The organism is Salipiger sp. PrR003 (genome assembly GCF_010500785.1).
Lineage (GTDB): Bacteria > Pseudomonadota > Alphaproteobacteria > Rhodobacterales > Rhodobacteraceae > Salipiger > Salipiger pacificus_A.
In genome coordinates, this window is record NZ_JAAGOV010000021.1 from 22,267 (window position 1) to 41,684 (window position 19,418).

Consider the following 19,418-nt stretch of genomic DNA (forward strand, 5'->3'; position numbering starts at 1 on the left):
AAATTGATCAAGAAAGGGACGCTTTGATGCGCCTTTCCGGCTATCTCCTTCCGGCTACCGCCTTTGCTGCCGCTGCGGCGCTCTGTGCCGGGACCGCCTATTTCTCGATGCAGATGGTCGAGACCGCCTCGCGGCAGGATGTCGCCGATGCGCTGCTGCGCGATGGGCAGGACTGGGCCGAGGTCGATGTGAACGGTTTGCAGGTCTTTCTCATCGGAACCGCGCCCGACGAGGCGGCGCGGTTCCGGGCGATGACAGTGGCAGGCTCCGCGGTGGATTCAGCGCGGGTCATCGACCAGATGCTGGTCGCCGATGCCGAGGAAATCCAGGCGCCGCGCTTCTCGATGGAGATCCTGCGCAACGAGTCCGGCATCTCGATCATCGGGCTGGTGCCCGGCGAAACCGACCGTGAGCGTCTGCTGGGCGTGCTTTCGGAGATGACCGAGGGTGATCAGCAGGTGGCCGACCTGCTCGAAGAGGCCGATTTCCCCAAGCCCGAGGGTTGGGGCGCTGCCGTGGACTTCGCCGGCCGCGCGCTCGAGGATCTGCCGCGCTCGAAGATCTCGGTCTCGGCGGGTCGGGTGCACATCAAGGCGATGACTGACAGCGAGAGCGACCGGCGCGAGATCGAGCGCACCCTGCGCCGCCGGGCACCGAATGGCGTGGATCTGACGCTTGATCTGTCCGCGCCGCGGCCGGTGATCACCCCCTTCACCCTGCGCTTCCTGATGGACGAGGAGGGGCCGCGCTTCGACGCCTGTTCCGCCGATACCGAGGCTGCGCGCGAGCGTATCCTCAAGGCGGCGCAGGACACGGGTTTCGAGGGCACGGCCAACTGCCGCCTCGGACTGGGCGTGCCCTCGCGGCGCTGGGGCGAGGCCGGGGCAATGGCGATCTCGGCAGTGAAGGAGCTGGGCGGGGGCTCGGTCACCTTCTCCAATGCCGATGTCTCGCTTGTGGCGCTGGAAGGCACCAGCCAGGGGCTTTTCGACCGGGTGGTGGGCGAACTCGATACGGCGCTGCCGCAGGTCTTTGCCCTGCACGCCACGCTGCCCGAGACGCCGCAGGAAACCGACCAGGGCCCGCCCGAGTTCACCGCCACGCTCTCGCCCGAGGGCTCGGTGCAGCTGCGCGGCCGGATCAACTCGGACCTCTCGCGCGAGACCGCGGACAGCCTGGCCAAGGCGCTCTTCGGCTCGGACAGTGTCTATACCGCCGCGCGCGTCGTCGAGGGGCTGCCGAATGGCTGGTCGACCCGCGTGCTGACCGGGCTCGAGGCGCTCGGACAGCTCAGCAACGGCGCGCTGCGGGTGACCCCCGAACTGGTCCGGGTCTCGGGCAATACGGGCAATAAGGACGCGAACGCCGAGATCGCCGGGTTGCTCTCGGACAAGCTGGGCGAGGGCGCCGACTACGAGATCGACGTCACCTACCAGGAAAAGCTCGACCCCGAGCTGGGCATCCCAACCCCCGAGCAATGCGAGGCGCAGATCGTCGAGATCATCGGCGACCGGAAGATCAGCTTCGAGCCGGGCTCGGCCAATCTCGACTCCTCGGCCAAGGACATCATGGACGAGCTCGCCGATCTGCTGAAGCTTTGCGGCGACATCCCACTGGAGATCCAGGGCCACACCGACAGCCAGGGCCGCGAGTCGATGAACGAGGCGCTGAGCCGCGACCGGGCGCAATCGGTGCTCGACGCACTGCGCAACCGCCGCGTGCTGACCTCAAGCTATCGCGTGAAAGGCTATGGCGAAACACTGCCGATTGCGGATAACAGTACCGAAGAGGGACGCGAGGCGAACCGCCGGATCGAATTCAAGCTGATCCGCCCCGAGCCGACCGAGGAAGAGCCGACCGCGCTCGAGCAGATCGAACAGGAAGGCGCCGAAGCCACCGGTGAGTCGGGGGCCTCGGAAGAAAGTGACGCCGCGCAGGACAACGCGGCGCAGGACGAGGCAGGGACGGGCGAGGCAGGCATGGAAGGGGCAGAAGAATGAACCGGACGGAATTCGTGATCGCGACGGCGGTTATCCTCTTCGTGGCCTTCTGCATGGGCTGGTTCGCCAACTGGCTGGTGCACCGGTTCAAGCGCGTCGCCCAGGCCGACGTCGACCAGCTGGAGAAGATGAGCCGCGAGCTGCACGAAGCCGAGGAGACCCGCGACCAGGCGATCACCTACTTGCAGCAGCGCGAGGCCGAGCTGACCAATCAGCTGGCGCAGACCGAGGCCGAGCTCTCTGCGGCTATGGAGGGTCTGCGCGAGGCGCGGCACGAGGCCGAGGACCTGCGCGGGCTGGTCGAACGCAAGAAGGGCATGGCCTGAGAGCCATCTCAGGCGCAGCTTGCGACAAGGCGAGGCTGTGCCTCGCCTTTTTTGCAGTGAATGAGGTTCCGCACCCGCCCTGCTGCCGTTCGCGGGATAAGCCTGCCTCTCAGAACGCGCGGGGTTGATCGGCTGCGGTTTGATCTGGGTCGGGCGGCGCCGTCGGCGCGCAAAAACCTTCGGCATTGCTGATATACTCAAGACAATTTTGCCTGATGGGACTTGCTGTTTCACAAATCGGGCCGTGATCGTTCGCGGCGCCTTAAACTTGTCGCATCTTGTCCCTATCCAGTCTTAATTCGGGGCGCAGACCAGCCCCCGTGTGCGATTCCCCGGGTGTTGGGGATCTATGTCAGGGTGTGTGCGATGACGGTCTACGCGGTGACGCAGGAGAACTGGAACGATCCGACCTTCTGGGCGGCGATCTCCGAAAGCTCCGCGGGGCACCAGCTCGACCTCGCGGGTCTGCCGGACGGGGTCGAGGCGGAGTTCGACCAGGCCAACCTTGTGCTCTTTCTCCATTACGAGGGCGGCAGCTTTCTGATCGGCGACACCACGGCCCCAGCGGTCTTCGACGCGCAACTCGGCGCGGGCACCGACTGGAGCTATTTCACCCTGATCACCGGCAGCGCGGGCGACGACAAACTCGGTGGCGGCGAGGGCGATGACACGCTCTGGGGCGCGGCGGGGGAGGACAGCATTCTCGGCTATGCCGGGGACGACCTAATTTACGGCGGCGACGGTGGCGACACGGTGCATGCCGGCATCGGTGCCGACACGGTGATCGGCGGCGAGGGCGATGATTCCCTGTCCGGCAACGAGGGGAACGACGTGCTGGAGGGCGGCGCGGGCAGCGACTCGCTCTACGGTCAGGAAGGCGATGACTATGTCAGCGGCGGCGACGGCGACGACACGCTCGAGGGCAACGAGGGCGCGGATACGATCGTTGGCGGCGCGGGCAACGACTGGATGCGCGGCTCTTACGGCAACGACGCGCTTTGGGGGGGCACCGGCGACGACAGCTACTGGGGCGGGTGGGGTGACGACACTTTCCACATCGAGAACGGTTTCGGCAACGACACGGTGGATGCCGAGGGCGTGGACGAGGTGCTGGGCGACACGCTCGACCTGTCGCTTGTCACCGACGCGCTGCGCCTCGACCTGGGCGACATCAACCCCGAAAACGGACGTGTCTCTGACGGAACGAGCACGCTGATCTACGACGAGGTCGAGCACATCATCCTTGGCGCCGGGGAGGATACGCTGGCGCTGTCAAACGGTGGTGGGCACGATGCGGTGGAGGGCTTCGCGCCGCCGAGCGCTCTTGGCGATGGCACCTACGCGGGCAACGACCTGTTGGACGTCTCGGGGCTGACCGATGCCGAGGGCAATCCGCTGGACGTCGGCGACGTCGCGGTGAGCGATACAGTCGGCGACGGCACAGGCGACGCGGTACTAAGCTTTCCCGGAGGCGCCTCTCTGACACTGGTGGGCGTGCTGGCCTCCGAGGTTTCCTCGGCGGCGCAGCTTCAGGCTATGGGCATTCCGGCGGCCAGCGAAGGGGCCGATCCGGTGGAGCCGGGTGATCCTGTCGATCCGGTTGACCCCGTTGACCCGGTCGAGACCACGGGGGAGCTGCCGCAGATCGACGGGGCTTTCGAGTTCGAGGCCACGGTTCGCTTCGATGATCTGTCCGCCGCGCCGGGCCAGAAGGTGTTTGAATTCGGCGGTGCGGGCGAGGACCGGCTGAGCTTCGGCCAGCTCGGCCCGAGCACGGCCGTGCTTTTCGAGATCGTGCAGGACGGGGCGAGCTGGCTCATCGTCGCCGAGGACGCCATCGTCGAGGGCGAAAGTGCCACCTGGACCGTGGGCGTCGACGAGACCGGCTTCATGTATGTCGAGAAGGACGGGCTGCAGATCGCGGAAGGCGACGGCGTCGTGCCAGCCGACAGCGAGCGTCTGACCAACATCCTTGGCGGCAGCGACGGGACGGCACTGGTCGGCGCGATCTCGGGGGTGTCTGTCACCCAGGCGAGCGGCACCTGGGTACCGGCCGGCGGCAGCGGGGCGGATGCGGGCGGTGACGGCGGAGAGGCTGGGGGAGAGACTGGTGGCGAGACTGGCGGCAGCACCGACCCCACGGACCCTGACCCTGCCGATCCGACCGATCCAGCAGGCCCCGATCCGGACAGCGACGCGATCCCGCAGATTGGCGGCGCCTTCGAGTTCGAAGCGAGGCTGCGGTTCGACGACATCACCGGCGCGCGCGACCAGCGGATCTTCGAATTCGGCGGGGCGGGCGAGGATCGCATCACCTTTGGCCAGCTCGGCCCAAGCAGCGCGGTGCTCTTCGAGATCGTGCAGGACGGCGTCACTGCGCTCATCGTCGCCGAGGATGCGATCTCCGAGGGCGAGACCGCGACCTGGACCGTGGGCGTGGATGAGACCGGCTTCATGTACATCGAGAAGGACGGGGTGCAGATCGCCGAGGGCGACGGGATCGTGCCGGCGGACAGTGACCGGCTCGAGAACCTGCTCGGCGGCTCCGGCTCCACGACGCTGCAGGGCGAGATGAGCGACGTCAGCCTGGTGCAGGGAAGCGAGATCTGGACGCCCGAAGAGGGCACGCAAGTCTATGACCCCGGTGAGACGGAGGCGGAGGACGGGGGCGGCGCGGTCGATCCCGTGCTTCCCGAGCCAACCGACGACGACCTGCCGCAGATCGGCGGGGCCTTCGAGTTCGAAGCAGAGCTGCGCTTCGACGATCTCACCGATGCGCGCGGCCAGCAGGTCTTTGAATTCGGCGGGGCGGGCGAGGACCGCATCGCCTTTGGCCAGCTCGGGCCGAGCGATGCCGTGGTCTTTTCGGTCAGCCAAGGCGGATACACCCATTACATCGTGGCCGAGGATGCGCTTACCGAGGGTGAGACGGCAAGCTGGACGGTGGGCGTGGATGAGACCGGCCTTATGTACGTCGAGAAGGACGGGGTGCAGATCGCCGAAGGTGAGGGCGTGGTGCCAAATGGCAGCGCCCGGCTCAGCAACCTGCTCGGTGGCAGCGGCGACCGCGCGCTGCAGGGGCAGATCAGCGACGCCAGCATCACCCAGGAGGGCAGCCATTGGTGGCTCGACGAGGCGGGCGATGCGCATCTTGAGCTGCACGGCACAGAGGAAGACGAGCTGCTCGAGGGCGGCAGCGGCGACGACACGCTCTGGGGGGGCGGGGGCGATGACACGCTGACCGGCGGCGACGGCGCCGATGACTTCGGCGTGAGCGCGGCGGCGGGGAATGTCACCATCACCGATTTCTCTGGGGCCGACCGCATTGACCTCTCGCAGCTCGGGCAATGGGCGGATGGCGAGGCGCTGATGGCGGCGCTGAGCCAGGAGGACGGGACCGCCAGCCTCAGCTTCGACGTCGACGGCGCCGCGCAGACCCTGCTGATCCACGCGGACGAGGAGCTGACCGAGGACGACTTCCTGCTCTGAGCCGTCCCGCCCGGCCAACGGCTTGGCAAGGGGCGGGGCGCGTGGTTCACTCCGCCGACGCCGACAGCCCCTCGAAGGACCGCCATGCCCGGACTGCCCCATCTGCGCGCGATGCAGGCCTTCGAGGCCGTGGGCCGCTGCGGCTCGGTGCGCCGCGCCGCCGAGGACCTGGGCGTCTCTTCCGGCGCGATCAGCCAGCAGGTGCGGCGGATCGAGGAGCATCTGGGCGTCGCCCTGCTAGAGCGTCGCGGACGGCAGCTCGAGCTGACCAGCTGGGGCCGGGTCTACCATGCCGAGGTAAGCAAGGGGTTCGCGCAGCTTGCCCACGCGGGCGAGGCGCTGGCGCGGGCGCGCAACAGCAGGGGCTTCGTGATCAGCTCGCTCACCACGGTGACCAACAAGTGGCTCGGGCCTCGGCTCTTCGAATGGACCGCCGACAACCCCGGCGCGCCGGTGCGGCTGGTCGGCACCGAGATAGAGCCGGATCTGACCCGCGACAACGTCGACTTCCGGCTCTACTTCGACGACAGCCCGCCACATGGCCAGTATGCCGAGCTTTTCACAGACTGCATCCTGCCCGCCTGCGCGCCGTCGCTGCTAGAGGGGCGCAAGCTGCAGCGGCCCGAGGAGGTCTACGACTACCCGCTGCTGCAGATCTCCTGGATGGAGAGCTTTGCCGCGCATCAGGTGCCGGGCTGGGCAGATTGGGCGGCGCAGTGCGGCGTCGCCCCGCCGCCGGACCCGGGCGGCTCGGCGCTCAGCTTCGCGCTGTCGTCTAGCGCCATCGACGCGGCGGTGGCGGGGCGGGGGTTCGTGCTCGGGCAGCTGGCGATGATCGGCGAAGAACTGGCCAGCGGGCGGCTTGTTGCGCCGTTCGATCTGCGCATGCCGCTCTCGGTGCCCTACGGGCTGGCGTGGGACCGCGCGAGTCTCGAAAAACCCATGGGCCGGGCGCTGCGCGACTGGCTGGTGGCGCAGGGGCGGCGGCAGGCGGCCCTCTGCGCCCGCTGAGCGGCGGCATCAGATCGTTGCGAAGGAACTGCTTTTGGCGGTCTTGCGGCAGCCGAGGCGGCCGAGCAACGCCTGCCAGCCCTGCACCGTGGGCTCGCGCGCGGCCGCCACGGCGAGGCGCGGCACGGCATCGGTCTCGGCCAGAACGTCACTGAGGGCCCGGCTCCAGGCGGCGACCGAGAGGTCGGCGACGGTCACCAGCCCAGGTCCCTGGATCTCGGAAAGGCTGTCGCGGCCCGAATGCAGGACCCGGCGCCCGGCGGCCAGCGCCTCTTGCGCGGCCAGCGGGGAGGGTTGCCAGCGGGCCGGGATGGCGATGGCGTCGGCCCGGCGCAGCGCCGCCAGCCGGGTGGTGCTGCCATGTACGCGGATGCGCAGGTCGTGGCGGGCCAGCGCGCGCAGCTCGCCGCGCTGCGGACCGTCGCCGAAGATGTCGAGCCGGGCGTCGGGGTTGGAGACGACGCTGAACGCCTCGATCAGCATATCGAGGCCGCTTTGCCGGTGCAGGCGGCCAATCGCGGCGATGTGCCGGACCGGGCCCCGGGGGTCGGGCAGGGCGGCAAAAGGCGCGAGATCGGCGCAGGGCGGTATCACCGAGAGCTGGCCCGGGTTGACGAGGGCGTGCCGGCGCATCCAGTTTGCCTGCGGGGTGCTCAGGGCGACGACGTGATTGAACAGCGCATAGGCGCTGCGCAGAATGGCGCGCTGCCGGCCGCGGTTCCGCGCCGCCGCCGCCGACCCCTCGCAATGCAGATGCTCGACATGGATCAGCGTGGCGCGCGGGTGGCGGGCGCGCAGGGCCATGAGACCCGGCAGGCTTTGCAGGCGCAGCGGCAGGTGCGAGACGATCACCTCTGCCCTGAGGGAGACCGCCCCCGCGGCAAAGCGTGACACGCGCACCGCGTGGTGCTCGGCGGTGGCGCCAAGCGCGGCATCGCGGCCCAGAAACGCAAGATAGCGAGACAGGTCGCCCGACGTGTGGTCGTCGTGAAGATGGGCGATGCGCGGCATTGGCTAAATCTCCATGCGATGAGGGGTCACGCCGAGCGGCCGTGCCGACGCGAAAGCCGGCTCAGCAGCGGGATGCTGGTCATGGAAAGAAACAGGCTAGTGGCGCAAATCGCCAGCGTCCGGCCGGGCTCTTCGGTCAAGGGCCTCCGCGAGGAGACAAGCGCCCCGCGCAGAAGCTGGGCAGCACCCGGCGCATCACCGCTGGCGATGGCACAACGCGCGAGGTGGCGCAGGTGGTAGGCGCGGGCGGCGGCCGCGTACCGGCCGAAGAACTGCCGATCCTGTGCCGAGAGCTTGGTCACCATACGCTCCCAGGCGGCGAGCTGCTTGCCCACCGAGGTGTGGGGCTCGGCGCGGCGGCAGCTGCAGAGCGTGCGCGGGATCGCGGCGATCTCCCAGTCGGTGACCAGCGCGAAGCGCAACCAGAGCTCCAGGGCCTCGCCCTGCAGAAAGGTCTCGTCGAACCACCAGTCGCGCTCGGTCTCCTGCGGCGGACGGAAGGCGATGCGCTGCAGGGCGGCACGGCGGAACAGGGCCGTGGAGACGGGACCGATGGGGTTGCGCTTGAAGATCGCCGCTGCTCCGTAAAGGCGCTTCCGGGGCGTTTTCCACAGGCTGTACCGAGGGCCTTCGTCGCGGATCATGTCGCAGGCCGAGAAGCTCAGGCCGACGCTCGGCGCGGACTGCATCAGTGCCATGTGCTCGGCCAGCTTCTCCGGCGCCCAGAGATCACCTGCGTCGCAAAAGCCCACCAGGGACCCGCGCGCGGCGGCGATGCCGGTGTTGCGCGCGGCCGGGAGCCCGCGGGTGCGCTGGCGCAGCACGCGGATGCGCAGATCGCCGAAGTCCTCTGCCAGCTCGGCGCTGTGATCGGCGGAGCCGTCGTCCACCACGATGATCTCGAAGTCGGGAAAGCTCTGCGCGCAGAGGCTGCGCAGGGTCTCCTGCAGCCGCTGCGCGGAATTATGTGTCGCAACGATGATAGAGGCGCGGGGCATTGGGGGACCTCCCCGGGGTTCAGCGCGAGAAGAGCGCGTTGCGCAGCAGGCGGGGCAGCAGCGTGGAAAACAGCGCGGCGGTCAGCACGCGGGCACCGTGGCGCGGGTTCGAGAACCAGCCCCTGGGGCTGGTGGTGCAGCCGATGAGACCAAGGCGCAGCACCTGCCGGCCCGAAGCGCCGATGCGCAGGGCTCGCGCGGCGAGGAAACGAAGATGCGCGGCTTCGCTGCGGGCGGTGCTGCTGAAGCCGTAGCGCGCGGCGCTGATCAGCGCGATCGCGCGGCCGGCCTTCATGCCTTCGAGATCGGAGGACAGGCCGCGGTCAGAGACGCGGTAGGTGACCAGCGGGGCGTCGATGCCCACGACCTTGGCACCGTCGCCGATCAGCCGGACCAGCCACTCGAGGTCGGCGTTATGGGTGATGTCGGTGTTGAAGCCGCCGCTGGCAAGGAAGCTCTCGAGGCGGATCGCGAAGTTCGACATGGTGCAGACCGGATTCTCGGACAGCAGCGCATCCAGCGTCAGCGTGCCCTCGAAGGGACCGGTGGGGGTGCCCACGGTGCGCCCATCCGAGAGGGTGACGCGGCCGAAGCAGGCGTCGGCGCTCTCTTCCTCGAAGAAGGCGTCGAGCCTCTCGAGCTTCTCGGGATGCCAGGTGTCATCGGCATCAAGGAAGGCTATGATCTCGCCATCGGCCTCTGCCAGCGCCATGTTGCGCGCCGCGCTGGGGCCGGTGCCGTTGCTCTTCATCAGGCGGAACCGCATATCGATCCCGGCCATGGCGGCGGCGATCAACCGGGTGTCGTCGCTCGAGCCGTCGTCGATGATCAGCACTTCCCAGTCCTGCTCGGTCTGCGCGAGTAGGCTCTCGAGCGTCTCGGCGAGGGTGTCTTCGGCGTTGTAGCAGGGAATGACGACGGAAAAGCGGGGCATCTTCGGGCATCCTTCTCTGCCGGGGACAGGATCGAGGAACGTTGGAACGGGATCGGCGCTTGGCGTCCGATACACCATTTCTACCTGCGCTCCCGCGACCCTGTCGCCCGCACCAGAGGGGAGTCGGATGGGGCAAGCGGCGAGAGACCTATCCAGTAGGATAGGCGCACTAATCCGCGCCCGGGGCGGGCGCGGCAAGACTGTGACAAAGCGGGGCGGAAAAGCGGCGCGGAGGCCCGAAGCGGGCTGCGGAAGGACCTTGCCGACTCGGTTTTCAGGCGCTGCGCAAGGCGGTTAGGCCGCCTCGAGTCGGCTCTCCAGCGCGCTGCGGCTCTGCTGCCAAAGATCGGCCAGCGCGGCGAGTTCGGCCCTCGACGGTTGATCGCCGCGTTTCACCTGCGTCTCGATGCGTCCCAGTGCGCGGCGCAGCGCTTCGACGCCGAAGGGACCGCAGGAGCCGGCGCATTGATGCGCGACCGGACCGAGATCGGGATCGTCGGGCGCGGTTTCCGCGAGTGCGGCAATGTTGCGATCCATCTCGGCGTAGAACCGCTCCAGCAGCTTGTCGACCGTGGGACGCGGCACCTCGGACAGGAAGGCACCGAGGCGCTCCTCGTCGAGCAGTTCCGTGTCGGGCGCGCCTGCGCCCTCCGGCCGCGGCTTGACCACAGTGAGCGAGGGGGCGGCGGCAGCCGCGGCGACGATCTCCGGCGGGATCGCCGGGATGGCCCCCGAGGTTACCTCGGCCAAGGTGCGCAGCAGCAGCGGGCGCTCGATTGGTTTGGTCAGGCAGGCGGTCATCCCGACCTTGCGGAAGCGCTCGCGCTCCTCGGGCAGGGCGTGGGCTGTGAGGGCGATGATCGGCACCTCGGCGCAGGCGCCGGTGCCGCCGCGAATGTGAGCCGACGCGGTGGTGCCGTCCATGACCGGCATGGAGATATCCATCAGGATCACGTCGTAGCGGTGCAGGGCCGCCGAATCCACGCCAGCCTCGCCATTCTCGGCTATGGTGACCTTGTGGCCCTCTCCCTCGAGCATTTCGCGAACGATGAAGCGGTTGATCTCGTTGTCCTCGACCAGCAGAACGTCGAGCGGCCGCTGCGGCTTCTCTGGGCAATCGCGCGGCTCTTCCGGCTCGATGCCGAGGTCCTCGGAGGGGCGCAGCGGCACGCGGATCCAAAACAGGCTGCCTTCGCCGGGTTCGCTTTCGGCGCCGATCTCGCCACCCATCAAGCGCATGAAGCGCCGCACGATGCCGAGCCCGAGCCCGGTGCCGCCCGCTTCGCGCGCGTAGGAGGAATCGAGCGTCTCGAAGTCTTGGAAGATGCGGGTAAGGTCTTCCTCGGCGATGCCGATGCCATTGTCGATGACGCGGAACTCGACCTCGGTCTTCGCGGCATTGACGTATTCCACCTCGATCTCGACGCTGCCGTTCCGCGTGAACTTCAGCGCGTTGCCGACGAGGTTGAGCAGCACCTGGCGCAGACGACGGGCGTCGCCGATGGCGCCGTCGCCCCTGGGGCCGGACCAGCGCCAGTTGAGTTCGTTGCCGTAGGTCTGCGCCAACGGCTGGGCTGTCTCGACCAGCCCGTCGAGAAGGCGGTTGATCGAGAAGGGGGCTTCCTCGACCTTCATTTTGCCCGCCTCGAACTTGGCCAGATCGAGCACGTCGTTGACCAGTTCGAGCAGCAGCCGGCCCGAGCTTTGCATGCGGTCGAGCAGTTGGCTCTGGCGCGCGCTGAGGCTTTGGTCGCGCATCAGCTGCATGGCGCCCAGCAGCCCGTTCAGCGGGGTGCGCATCTCGTGGCTCATCACCGCGAGGAACTCGGACTTGGTGCGCTCACCGGCGAGGGCCCGGTCGCGCGCTTCGGTCATCTGCTCCTCGGCCTCTTTCCAGTTCGAGATGTCGCGGATGTAGAAGACGTAGAGCGGGTTGTCGGCCTCGGCCCTGTCGGCGGAAATCTCCGCCGGGAAGAGATGCAGGTCGCGGGTCTGCAGGGTGATCTCGAAGTGCTGCTCCTCGGGGCGCGGGCGGCGGTGCTCGTCGAGGAAGGCCAGCGCGCCGAGCTGGTGGCGAGCGAGCGATTCAGTCGGGACCATGAGCTCCAGTGCCAGCCGGCCAACTGCCTCGGCGCGGGTGAAGCCGAAGAGCGCCTCTGCAGCGGTGTTGAACTCGCGCACCACGCCCACCTCGTCGGTCACGACGATGGCGTTGGGGGAGGTCTGCACGATGGTCTTCATCCGGGTGCTGGCGAACTGCAGCGCGTCGGCGCGCTTCTGCGCGAGACGGAACAGCCGGAACATCGCATAGGCCAGCAGGGTCAGGCCGATGAACAGCGCCAGAAGCACCGCGGCGATGTAGATCATCAGCTCGGTAATGCCCTCGCGGCGGGAATCCGAGACCTCGGCGAAGGCCGCCAGCGCCGCGAGCGAAAAGGCGCGAACATCGGCGGTGACCTGTTCGGACTGCTCCAGCAGCGAGGGCAGTTCGGCGAGGAAGTCCTCGTCCGGCCCGTCGATCAGCGGGACGGTCTGCTCGAGGAAGTCGAGCACCCGCATGCGCGGCGCAGAAGATTGCACCGACTCGCGCAGGGCATGGAACACCCGCCCGCTGCTCATCGTCACCATGCGGCTGTAGAAGATGTCGAAGCGTCGGCGTACGTCCTCCATCGCGGCGGGATCGTCCTGCGCCTCCTTCATCGAGAGACGGAACTGCAGGAATTCGACGTCCGCCTGCGCGAGGCTCCACTGAAGGTTGTCGGAGTTGGCGACGGAGAAGTCGTCGATCTCTCTCAGAACCAGCCACCCGAGCCAGACCACAAGGCCGACACAAAGCAGGAGCGCCGAGGCCGCGCCCCCGGTCTGCACCAAGGTCGCGCGGCTGTGGGTCGAATTTTCGTCGGGCAAGTTCAAGTTGATCATGCTTCCATGGGCATGAAGCGGGCGTGCTAGTCAAGCACGACGATGCGGTCCAACTGCCAGATTGCACGAGAGTAAATCTGCTCGGTCTGGTACTCGGGCCGCTGGTCGAAGGGATAGACGATCCAGAGGGGGCCCTTGTCACGCACGGCCATCTTCTCGCCGCTGTTGAGGAAGGCAACGATCGGTCCGCCGTCCACCCAATCCGCGCGGGGGATGTTCACCGCGTAGTCGTTGATCGCCGTCGCCTTGATCTCGTCGCCGGTGGCGCCGACCAGGTCCATCAGGTCGCTCAGCTGCACACCGGTGAAGGTCTGGTCGCCGTCCGTCCATATGGTCTTGGTGGTGAAGGTCACCGTGTCCAGCCCCTCGAGCATCTCGAAATCGAAGGAGGCGGTGTCGTCCACATTGGTGTTCGAGATCGCTCCACTGACCACAAGCAGGGGTTTCTCCTCGGGCACCGGCAGGTTCTGCGCCGCCGCAGCTGCCACGGGCGCGACGAAAAGAGCGAGGGCGATGAGCGTGCGCAGGGGCGGAAGACCGAGCATGTTAAGCGACTCCTTGGTAGCTGAACCCATAGTGTCACATACGCGACAATAGCGGTATCGGGGCAATCGGAGGGTCCCCTATCCGTCCGGGTAGGGACGGATCCGACGCCTGAATAGGTGGGAATTGCCGCAGGTGCAGCCTTGCCGTTGCGCGATCCGGGATGCGATACCGATACTCAGGCGGGCATTGGCGGCGAAAATGCACGTAAAACGAGAGGACTTAGGCCCGGCCAGGATGTGCAAGCGTGCCACAGGCCCTGTTTTGTCCATAATTTAACCGCAATCCGCCAATAACTTTGCTATTTGTTTAGAGAATGATGATCGGCGATTCGCCGTGAGGTTGCAGGGAGATGGACGATGATGGCACAGCAGGCGGCACAGGCGGTAACCAGACCGGCCAATATGCTCCGCGTTTTGATCGCCGACGACCATGATCTGCTGCGCGACACGCTCCAGATTTTTCTTGAAGGCGAAGGCACTTTCGAGACCGTCTGCGTCGCAAGCTACTCCGAAGCCGAAGCGCTGGTGAAGGCGGGGGAGCAGTTCGACCTCGTGCTGCTCGATTATTCGATGCCCGGCATGAACGCGCTTGAGGGCTTCAACAAGATGCGCGCGCTCGAGGGCTCGCAGCGGGTGGCGATCATCTCCGGCACTGCGAATCGCGACGTCGCTGAGCAGGTGCTCGAGGCTGGCGCCGCGGGCTTCCTGCCCAAGACGCTCTCCGCCAAGTCGCTGGTCAACGCTGTGCGCTTCATGGCGATGGGCGAGCAATACGCGCCGCTGGATTTCATGCGCCAGGAAGAGGCCACGCCGAGCCACCCGATGGCCGAGCGCCTGTCGCCGCGCGAGCTGGAAGTGCTCGAGGGCTTGACCCATGGCAAGTCGAACAAGGAGATCGCCCGCGATCTCGACATTCGCGAACCGACGGTGAAATTGCACGTCAAGACGCTCTACCGCAAGATCGGCGCGTCGAACCGCACCCAGGCCGCGCTGCTGGCCAAAGAGGCCGGCCTGTTCTGAGCGGCGCCTCCCGACGCTGACATCCGCGAAAGACGCGCCGGGTTTCCCGGCGCGTCTTTTCTTTTGGCAGGCGGTGTGGATTTGGGCGCCGGCCGGCTCGCTTTGTCTCAGTGAGATGTGGTGCCTCACCGGGGCGCCCGGCGTAAATTGAGGTGCAATTATGGCGAAGACCGAATATAATGGGCGCGCAAGACCTTGAAAAGGGCGGGTATTGAGCCGCCTTCATTTTGTGCGATGCATTTTTTTAAGGAATATTGATATGAGTCTTAAGATTATCGCCTTTGGGCTTGTAGCGAGTATTGCAATTTCTGGTTGTGCAAAGAAGTCCCAAGACATTTCAGCCCAATATGTTTCTCCAATGCAGTTCCAATCCTACTCCTGTCGCCAGATCACCGAGGAAGCGCAGCGCGTTTCCGAGTATTCGGCTCGAGCGATGCGTGTTCAGAACCAGACCGCAAGCACCGACGCTGTCGCGACCGGCGTCGCGATCGTGCTGTTTTGGCCCGCGGCCTTTTTCGTGAGCGGAAACGGCGCGAACGCGGATGAGCTTGCGCGTCTCAAGGGGCAGATGGATGCGCTGCAGAGTGCCAGCACGCAAAAGCAATGCGGAATCGAGTTTCGCAGGGCGCCATTGCCCGAGCCGACCTGAGCGCCTGAACAGACCCTGATCTGGCATCCTGCACTCACCCGGGTCCCTCCAGCAGGGGTCCGGGTTCTTGTGTTTTCGACAAGAGGGTGGTCCGGGATGCGGCCTGCGCTCCTCTGCCGGACCTGTCACCCTTGCTGCGGTGCGCGTGCCGACTTCCGAGGTCGAGCGTCGACGGCTCCGATCGAGCCGCGGTGGATTGCGGTCGCTTTCGCAGGGTCTGGTCGTCCTGAGGGGGATAAGGTGAGAGGCTGGACAACGACCCAAGCGGGGCTCGTTACGGCTGCTTCCTTCCGGACCTGACCGGGTTGGCGAGGCGCTCGCCCGCGCCAACCTCTCGACGCTGATATAGGCCGCCCGGTGGCAGGACTGCAAGGGGGGCAGGGCAGAGATTTTTTGTCCGGCCCTCTTTGGATTTTCGCAAACTTTACCTTGATCGGCATAAAGTCGTCGGACAGCGCGGCCCTTGTCGGGGCGCGGTCGCATTCTATCTTGCTTTATCGACATGGCTATAAAGGTGTCGGCGACACATGGGAATCCACAGATGACCGACAGGAGCAACCGCGGCGCCTTCTACGTCCCGCGCAGAGAGCTGGCGGAGACCATTGCCGGGCGGCTGTCGCTCGACCCGCTGATGGGCAGCCCTTCGGGGCTCATGCTGGCCGCCCCGCGGCGGACCGGCAAGAGCACCTTCCTGCGGCGCGACCTTCTGCCGGTGCTCAAGGCGCGCGGCGATCACGCCGTGCTGGTCGACCTCTGGTCGGATCGCAAGGCCGACCCGGGCCAACTCATCGCAGACGCGCTCGCCGCCGACATCGCCGGGATGCCGACCCCCGCCGAGCGCGTCGCCCGTGCCGCGAACGCGGTGCCGATCAAGTCGATCAGCATCGGCGGGCTGCGGGCCGAGATCGGCGGCGTCGCGGACGGGCGCAACCTCACGCTCACCGAGGCGCTGCTGGAGATCGGCGCGCGGGCGAAGGCGGACGTGGTCTTCATCATCGACGAGGCGCAGCAGGCGGTGACCTCCGAGGCCGGGCTCGACGCGATGTTCGCGCTCAAGGCGGCGCGCGATGCAATGAACCAGAGACCCGAGGGCGCGCGGCTCTTCGTGCTCTGCACCGGCTCCAACCGCGACGGGCTGGCAGGGCTGCTGTCGACCAACCAGCAGCCGTTCTACGGCGCGCGGGTCGAGGATTTCCCGACGCTTGGCCGGCCCTACGTCGAGGCGCTGGTGGCGGCGATCAACCCGCGGCTGGCCGAGGACAACAAGCTCGATCCCGAGGATGTGGCGCAGGCCTTCCGCTTGCTGGGTCACCGTCCCGAGAAGCTGGTCGAGGTGGTGCAGCAACATGCCGCCTGGTTGCCCGGCAGCGCCGGGCTGAAGCGCACGCTGCAGGAGCGCGCGGACGAATTGCGGGCGCGGGTCTGGGACCAATACGGTTCGGATTTCGACGGGCTGACGACGCTGCAGCGCGCAGTGCTCGAGGTGCTGATCCGCGACGGAGCGAATTTCGCGCCCTTCCACGAGAAGACCGTGCAGCGCATCGCCGGGATCGCCGGTCGCAAGACCTCTGCGCAGGCGGTGCAAAAGGCGCTGGACGCTCTGCGCGACAGGCAGCTGGTCTGGCGGCCGGGCCGGGGGCGCTACGCGCTCGAGGACCCGGACATGCGCGACTGGCTGCTGGCGCGGATGGAGACGGGCTGAGCGCTGCTCAGCCCTGCGGGCGTTCGGCCCAGCTCGCGAAGACCTTCTCGAGCGCGACCACCACGTAGTAGAGCACGATCCCGAGGAAGGCCAAGGCGATCAGCACCGCGAACATCAGCGGGTAATCGGAGTTGGTCTTGCCGCTGTCGAACAGCGCGCCGAGACCGCGCCCGTGCGGGCTGACGATCTCCATCAGGTTGGTGCCGATGAAGGCCAGTGTCACCGCCACCTTCAGCGCGCCGAAGAACTCTGGCAGGGTCTTGGGCAGCGCGATCTTCCAGAAGATGGTCGACTGGCTGGCGCCGAGAGAGCGCAGGATGTCGCGGTACTCCGGCTCCAGCGTCGACAGGCCGATCGAGACCGAGACGGCGATCGGGAAGAAGGAGATCATGAAGGCGATGAGCACGGTGTTGAAATCGTGCATGCCGACGAACATCAGCGCCACGATGGGCACGACGGTGGCCTTGGGCACGGCGTTGAACCCCACGAGCAGCGGGTAGAGCGCATCGCGCATGGTGCGCGAGAAGCCCATGACCATGCCGAGCGCGGTGCCTAAGACCACGGCGATCAAGAGCCCCACCACGGTGCGCCAGAGGGTCTGCCAGCCCATGGTGAGGAACAGGCTCCAGTAGCGCTCGTAGGCGGGCAGCAGATCGGAGGGCGAGGCCATCTTGTAGTTGGGCCAGCCCATGGCCCAGACCAGCGCCTCCCAGAGCGCGAGGAAGATCACGATGGCGAGGCAGGGGACGGCGAACTGGCGGAAAGTCATGAGGGGCTCCGCTGCGCGGCCTGACCGGCGGGGGCGCGGGTTTCGGCGGCGGGATATGCGTATTTGGAAAGAGGATAAGCGGGCAGGAAGACTCGCATCACGTGGAAGCCCCCGCGGGGGCCCGGCCCTGGGCGATCTCGATCTGGTGGCGCAGCGTGGCGAGCATCTCGGCAGCCTGCGGCGTATAGAGGTGCTCGATGTCGCGCGCGCCGCTTATCCCTGTGTCGAGGGTGAACTGGGTGCGGGCCGGGCGGCCCGAGAGCACCACCACCTGATCGGCGAGGTAGATCGACTCGCGCAGATCGTGGGTGATGAGAACGCCGGTGAAGGGCTCTTTCTCCTTCACTTGGTGCATGATCTGCCACAGGTCCTCGCGGGTGAAGGCGTCGAGCGCGCCGAAGGGCTCATCGAGGATCAGCACCTCGGGCGAATGCACCAGCGCGCGGCAGAGCGAGGCGCGCTGGCGCATGCCGCCCGAGAGCTCGGAGGGACGCTTGTCCTCGAAGCCTTCGAGACCGACGAGGGAGAGCAGGTAGCGGGCGCGCTCCTCCTGCTGCGCCTTGTTGAGTTTCGTCGGCACGATCTCGAGCGGCAGCATGACGTTCCGGAGGATTGAGCGCCATTCCAGCATCACCGGGTTCTGGAAGGCCATGCCGACGGTGGCGCGCGGGCTCTTCACCTTTTCGCCGTGCAGCCAGACCTCGCCCTCGTCGGGTTTCAGCAGGCCCGCCACCAACTTGGTCAACGTGGACTTGCCGCAGCCGGAGGGGCCGACGACGGCGACAAAGCCGCCTTCGGGCACCGACAGCTCCAGCCCGTCCAGCACCGGCAGAGGGCCATTGGCGGTCTTGTAGGCGTGGCGCACGCCCTTGATCTCGATGAGGTTGGTCATGTCTTGCCTTGCATGGGTGCGCCGGGGCGGTAGAGCCGTCCCGGCGCGGTCTTCGTCAGGGTCTCACTCGAGCGGGAAGCCGCCCTCGGGAAGGTAGTCGCCGGTGAAGTAGAGCGCGGCATCGGGCTCGTGCTGGAACTCGTAGGTCAGCTTGATCTGCTCGAGCGCGCTCTGCATGCGGGTGTCGTCGATCGGTCCGAAGCCGTTCGCCTTCGTCCAGTCGGTGACCACATTGGCGTCGAGCGCCAACTCGAGCCGGCGGGTTTCCAGCTCAGCATCCGCAGCGGGGTTGCGCGAGACGAGGCTTTCCACCGCGGCGGCGGGATCGGCCACCGCATCTTTCCAGCCTGTGGCGACGGCGGCGAGGAAGCCCTTGAGCAGGTCGCTGTTCTCGGCGGCCCAGTCGGTGTTGACGATGATCGCGTTGCCGTAGAGGTCGACGCCGTAATCGGCCATCAGGAGGGTCGAGATGTCGGCCTCATCCACGCCGAGGCGGGCGGTGTTGAGATAGGAGGTAAAGGAAAAGCCGGTGATAGCGGCCACCTTGCCCTCGGCCAGCATCGGCTCGCGGGTCGGGAAGCCGACGGGCTCGATGGTGATCTTCGAGGTGTCGAGATCGTTCTCGGCGGCAAAGATCGGGAACTGCGCCCATGCGCCATCCGGCGGCGGCGCACCCAGCACCTTGCCCTCGAGGTCCTTGGGGGCCTCGACGCCCAGCGACTTGCGGCCGATGATGGCAAAGGGCGGCTTGTCGTAGACCATCATGACGCCGGTCACCGGCGCACCGGGGTTCTGGTCGAGGAACTTGATCAGCGAGTTGATGTCGGCAAAGCCCACGGGGAAGGCACCGGTGGCCACTTTGGGGATGGCGTCAAGCGAGCCGGATCCGGCGGAGATCTCCACCTCGAGACCGGCATCGGCGAAATAGCCCTTGTCGATGGCGACGAAATAGGGGGCCGAGGGGCCTTCGAATTTCCAGTCGAGCGCGAAGGGCAGGGCGGTCTGGGCCGAAGCGGCGGTGGCGGCGGCCACGAGGGTGGCGGCCAGCGCGAAGGCGCGGGGGGTCATGGTGTCTTCCTCCGTGTTGCGGCGGTCGGGCCGCCAGGATTTTCGGCGTGTTCGTCACGTCTTGCGGCGAGCTTGCCCGGAA

Annotated in this window: 15 protein-coding genes and 1 other RNA gene; 7 read left to right on the forward strand and 9 right to left on the reverse strand. The window is 67.1% G+C overall.

What is annotated here, in order from left to right:
- Positions 1 to 26: 26 nt before the first annotated feature.
- The 4 genes from G0D83_RS01255 to G0D83_RS01270 all read left to right on the forward strand — a co-directional run bounded on the left by G0D83_RS01255 (position 27) and on the right by G0D83_RS01270 (position 6,826).
- Entirely contained in the window at positions 27 to 2,000 is a 1,974-nt protein-coding gene (locus G0D83_RS01255; RefSeq protein ID WP_164188827.1) for an OmpA family protein, read from the forward strand.
- Complete coding sequence (locus G0D83_RS01260) at positions 1,997 to 2,326, forward strand: hypothetical protein (protein WP_108966714.1); 330 nt, start codon at positions 1,997 to 1,999, stop codon at positions 2,324 to 2,326. Before G0D83_RS01255 ends, G0D83_RS01260 begins: the two co-directional genes overlap by 4 nt.
- Before the next feature lie 366 nt (positions 2,327 to 2,692).
- Positions 2,693 to 5,815: a calcium-binding protein gene (locus tag G0D83_RS01265; protein ID WP_164188829.1), complete on the forward strand. Its 3,123-nt coding sequence runs from the start codon at positions 2,693 to 2,695 to the stop codon at positions 5,813 to 5,815.
- Positions 5,816 to 5,899: 84 nt separating this feature from the next.
- Positions 5,900 to 6,826 (forward strand): LysR family transcriptional regulator, encoded by a 927-nt coding sequence (locus tag G0D83_RS01270; protein WP_164188831.1) that lies wholly within the window; start codon positions 5,900 to 5,902, stop codon positions 6,824 to 6,826.
- Between the two features lie 9 nt (positions 6,827 to 6,835).
- Here G0D83_RS01270 and G0D83_RS01275 read toward each other — a convergent pair whose 3' ends face one another.
- The 5 genes from G0D83_RS01275 to G0D83_RS01295 form a co-directional block, all read right to left on the reverse strand.
- Positions 6,836 to 7,837: a glycosyltransferase family 4 protein gene (locus tag G0D83_RS01275; protein WP_164188833.1), complete on the reverse strand. Its 1,002-nt coding sequence runs from the start codon at positions 7,835 to 7,837 to the stop codon at positions 6,836 to 6,838.
- Between the two features lie 26 nt (positions 7,838 to 7,863).
- A complete protein-coding gene (locus G0D83_RS01280) occupies positions 7,864 to 8,835 on the reverse strand; it encodes a glycosyltransferase family 2 protein (RefSeq protein WP_164188835.1) in 972 nt (323 codons plus the stop codon).
- A gap of 19 nt (positions 8,836 to 8,854) precedes the next feature.
- Positions 8,855 to 9,769: a glycosyltransferase family A protein gene (locus G0D83_RS01285; RefSeq protein WP_164188837.1), complete on the reverse strand. Its 915-nt coding sequence runs from the start codon at positions 9,767 to 9,769 to the stop codon at positions 8,855 to 8,857.
- 294 nt (positions 9,770 to 10,063) lie between these two features.
- The gene (locus G0D83_RS01290) at positions 10,064 to 12,691 is read right to left on the reverse strand and encodes an ATP-binding protein (RefSeq protein ID WP_164188839.1); all 2,628 of its coding nucleotides are present in this window, start codon (positions 12,689 to 12,691) and stop codon (positions 10,064 to 10,066) included.
- Between the two features lie 26 nt (positions 12,692 to 12,717).
- On the reverse strand, positions 12,718 to 13,236 hold the full coding sequence (locus G0D83_RS01295) for an oxidoreductase (RefSeq protein ID WP_108966699.1): 519 nt from the start codon (positions 13,234 to 13,236) through the stop codon (positions 12,718 to 12,720).
- A 357-nt stretch (positions 13,237 to 13,593) separates the two neighbouring features.
- Between G0D83_RS01295 and G0D83_RS01300 the strand changes: the two genes are divergently transcribed.
- Together G0D83_RS01300 and G0D83_RS01305 are read left to right on the forward strand one after the other, a co-directional pair.
- Positions 13,594 to 14,256 (forward strand): response regulator transcription factor, encoded by a 663-nt coding sequence (locus G0D83_RS01300; RefSeq protein WP_235940389.1) that lies wholly within the window; start codon positions 13,594 to 13,596, stop codon positions 14,254 to 14,256.
- Between the two features lie 259 nt (positions 14,257 to 14,515).
- Positions 14,516 to 14,905 (forward strand): hypothetical protein, encoded by a 390-nt coding sequence (locus G0D83_RS01305; protein WP_164188841.1) that lies wholly within the window; start codon positions 14,516 to 14,518, stop codon positions 14,903 to 14,905.
- 238 nt (positions 14,906 to 15,143) lie between these two features.
- Here the strand turns inward: G0D83_RS01305 and ffs are convergent.
- An RNA gene (gene ffs / locus G0D83_RS01310) (signal recognition particle sRNA small type) lies at positions 15,144 to 15,242 on the reverse strand.
- Between the two features lie 204 nt (positions 15,243 to 15,446).
- Here ffs and G0D83_RS01315 point away from each other — a divergent pair.
- Positions 15,447 to 16,607, forward strand: a complete 1,161-nt coding sequence (locus tag G0D83_RS01315; protein ID WP_108966693.1) for a hypothetical protein — start codon at positions 15,447 to 15,449, stop codon at positions 16,605 to 16,607.
- A 7-nt stretch (positions 16,608 to 16,614) separates the two neighbouring features.
- Here G0D83_RS01315 and G0D83_RS01320 read toward each other — a convergent pair whose 3' ends face one another.
- The 3 genes from G0D83_RS01320 to G0D83_RS01330 form a co-directional block, all read right to left on the reverse strand.
- A complete protein-coding gene (locus tag G0D83_RS01320) occupies positions 16,615 to 17,376 on the reverse strand; it encodes an ABC transporter permease (protein WP_164188843.1) in 762 nt (253 codons plus the stop codon).
- Between the two features lie 97 nt (positions 17,377 to 17,473).
- Positions 17,474 to 18,268, reverse strand: a complete 795-nt coding sequence (locus tag G0D83_RS01325) for an ABC transporter ATP-binding protein (protein WP_164188845.1) — start codon at positions 18,266 to 18,268, stop codon at positions 17,474 to 17,476.
- Between the two features lie 63 nt (positions 18,269 to 18,331).
- Entirely contained in the window at positions 18,332 to 19,336 is a 1,005-nt protein-coding gene (locus G0D83_RS01330; protein WP_164188846.1) for an ABC transporter substrate-binding protein, read from the reverse strand.
- Positions 19,337 to 19,418 lie beyond the last annotated feature (82 nt).

Bases quoted from the DNA above. Each gene is read 5' to 3' on its own strand.
- G0D83_RS01320 (WP_164188843.1), bottom strand. From the start codon at position 17,376: ATGACTTTCCGCCAGTTCGCCGTCCCCTGCCTCGCCATCGTGATCTTC.
- G0D83_RS01305 (WP_164188841.1), top strand. From the start codon at position 14,516: ATGAGTCTTAAGATTATCGCCTTTGGGCTTGTAGCGAGTATTGCAATT.
- G0D83_RS01325 (WP_164188845.1), bottom strand. From the start codon at position 18,268: ATGACCAACCTCATCGAGATCAAGGGCGTGCGCCACGCCTACAAGACC.
- G0D83_RS01300 (WP_235940389.1), top strand. From the start codon at position 13,594: ATGATGGCACAGCAGGCGGCACAGGCGGTAACCAGACCGGCCAATATG.
- G0D83_RS01255 (WP_164188827.1), top strand. From the start codon at position 27: ATGCGCCTTTCCGGCTATCTCCTTCCGGCTACCGCCTTTGCTGCCGCT.
- G0D83_RS01285 (WP_164188837.1), bottom strand. From the start codon at position 9,769: ATGCCCCGCTTTTCCGTCGTCATTCCCTGCTACAACGCCGAAGACACC.
- G0D83_RS01330 (WP_164188846.1), bottom strand. From the start codon at position 19,336: ATGACCCCCCGCGCCTTCGCGCTGGCCGCCACCCTCGTGGCCGCCGCC.
- G0D83_RS01315 (WP_108966693.1), top strand. From the start codon at position 15,447: ATGACCGACAGGAGCAACCGCGGCGCCTTCTACGTCCCGCGCAGAGAG.
- G0D83_RS01275 (WP_164188833.1), bottom strand. From the start codon at position 7,837: ATGCCGCGCATCGCCCATCTTCACGACGACCACACGTCGGGCGACCTG.
- G0D83_RS01290 (WP_164188839.1), bottom strand. From the start codon at position 12,691: ATGATCAACTTGAACTTGCCCGACGAAAATTCGACCCACAGCCGCGCG.
- G0D83_RS01270 (WP_164188831.1), top strand. From the start codon at position 5,900: ATGCCCGGACTGCCCCATCTGCGCGCGATGCAGGCCTTCGAGGCCGTG.
- G0D83_RS01260 (WP_108966714.1), top strand. From the start codon at position 1,997: ATGAACCGGACGGAATTCGTGATCGCGACGGCGGTTATCCTCTTCGTG.
- G0D83_RS01265 (WP_164188829.1), top strand. From the start codon at position 2,693: ATGACGGTCTACGCGGTGACGCAGGAGAACTGGAACGATCCGACCTTC.
- G0D83_RS01280 (WP_164188835.1), bottom strand. From the start codon at position 8,835: ATGCCCCGCGCCTCTATCATCGTTGCGACACATAATTCCGCGCAGCGG.
- G0D83_RS01295 (WP_108966699.1), bottom strand. From the start codon at position 13,236: ATGCTCGGTCTTCCGCCCCTGCGCACGCTCATCGCCCTCGCTCTTTTC.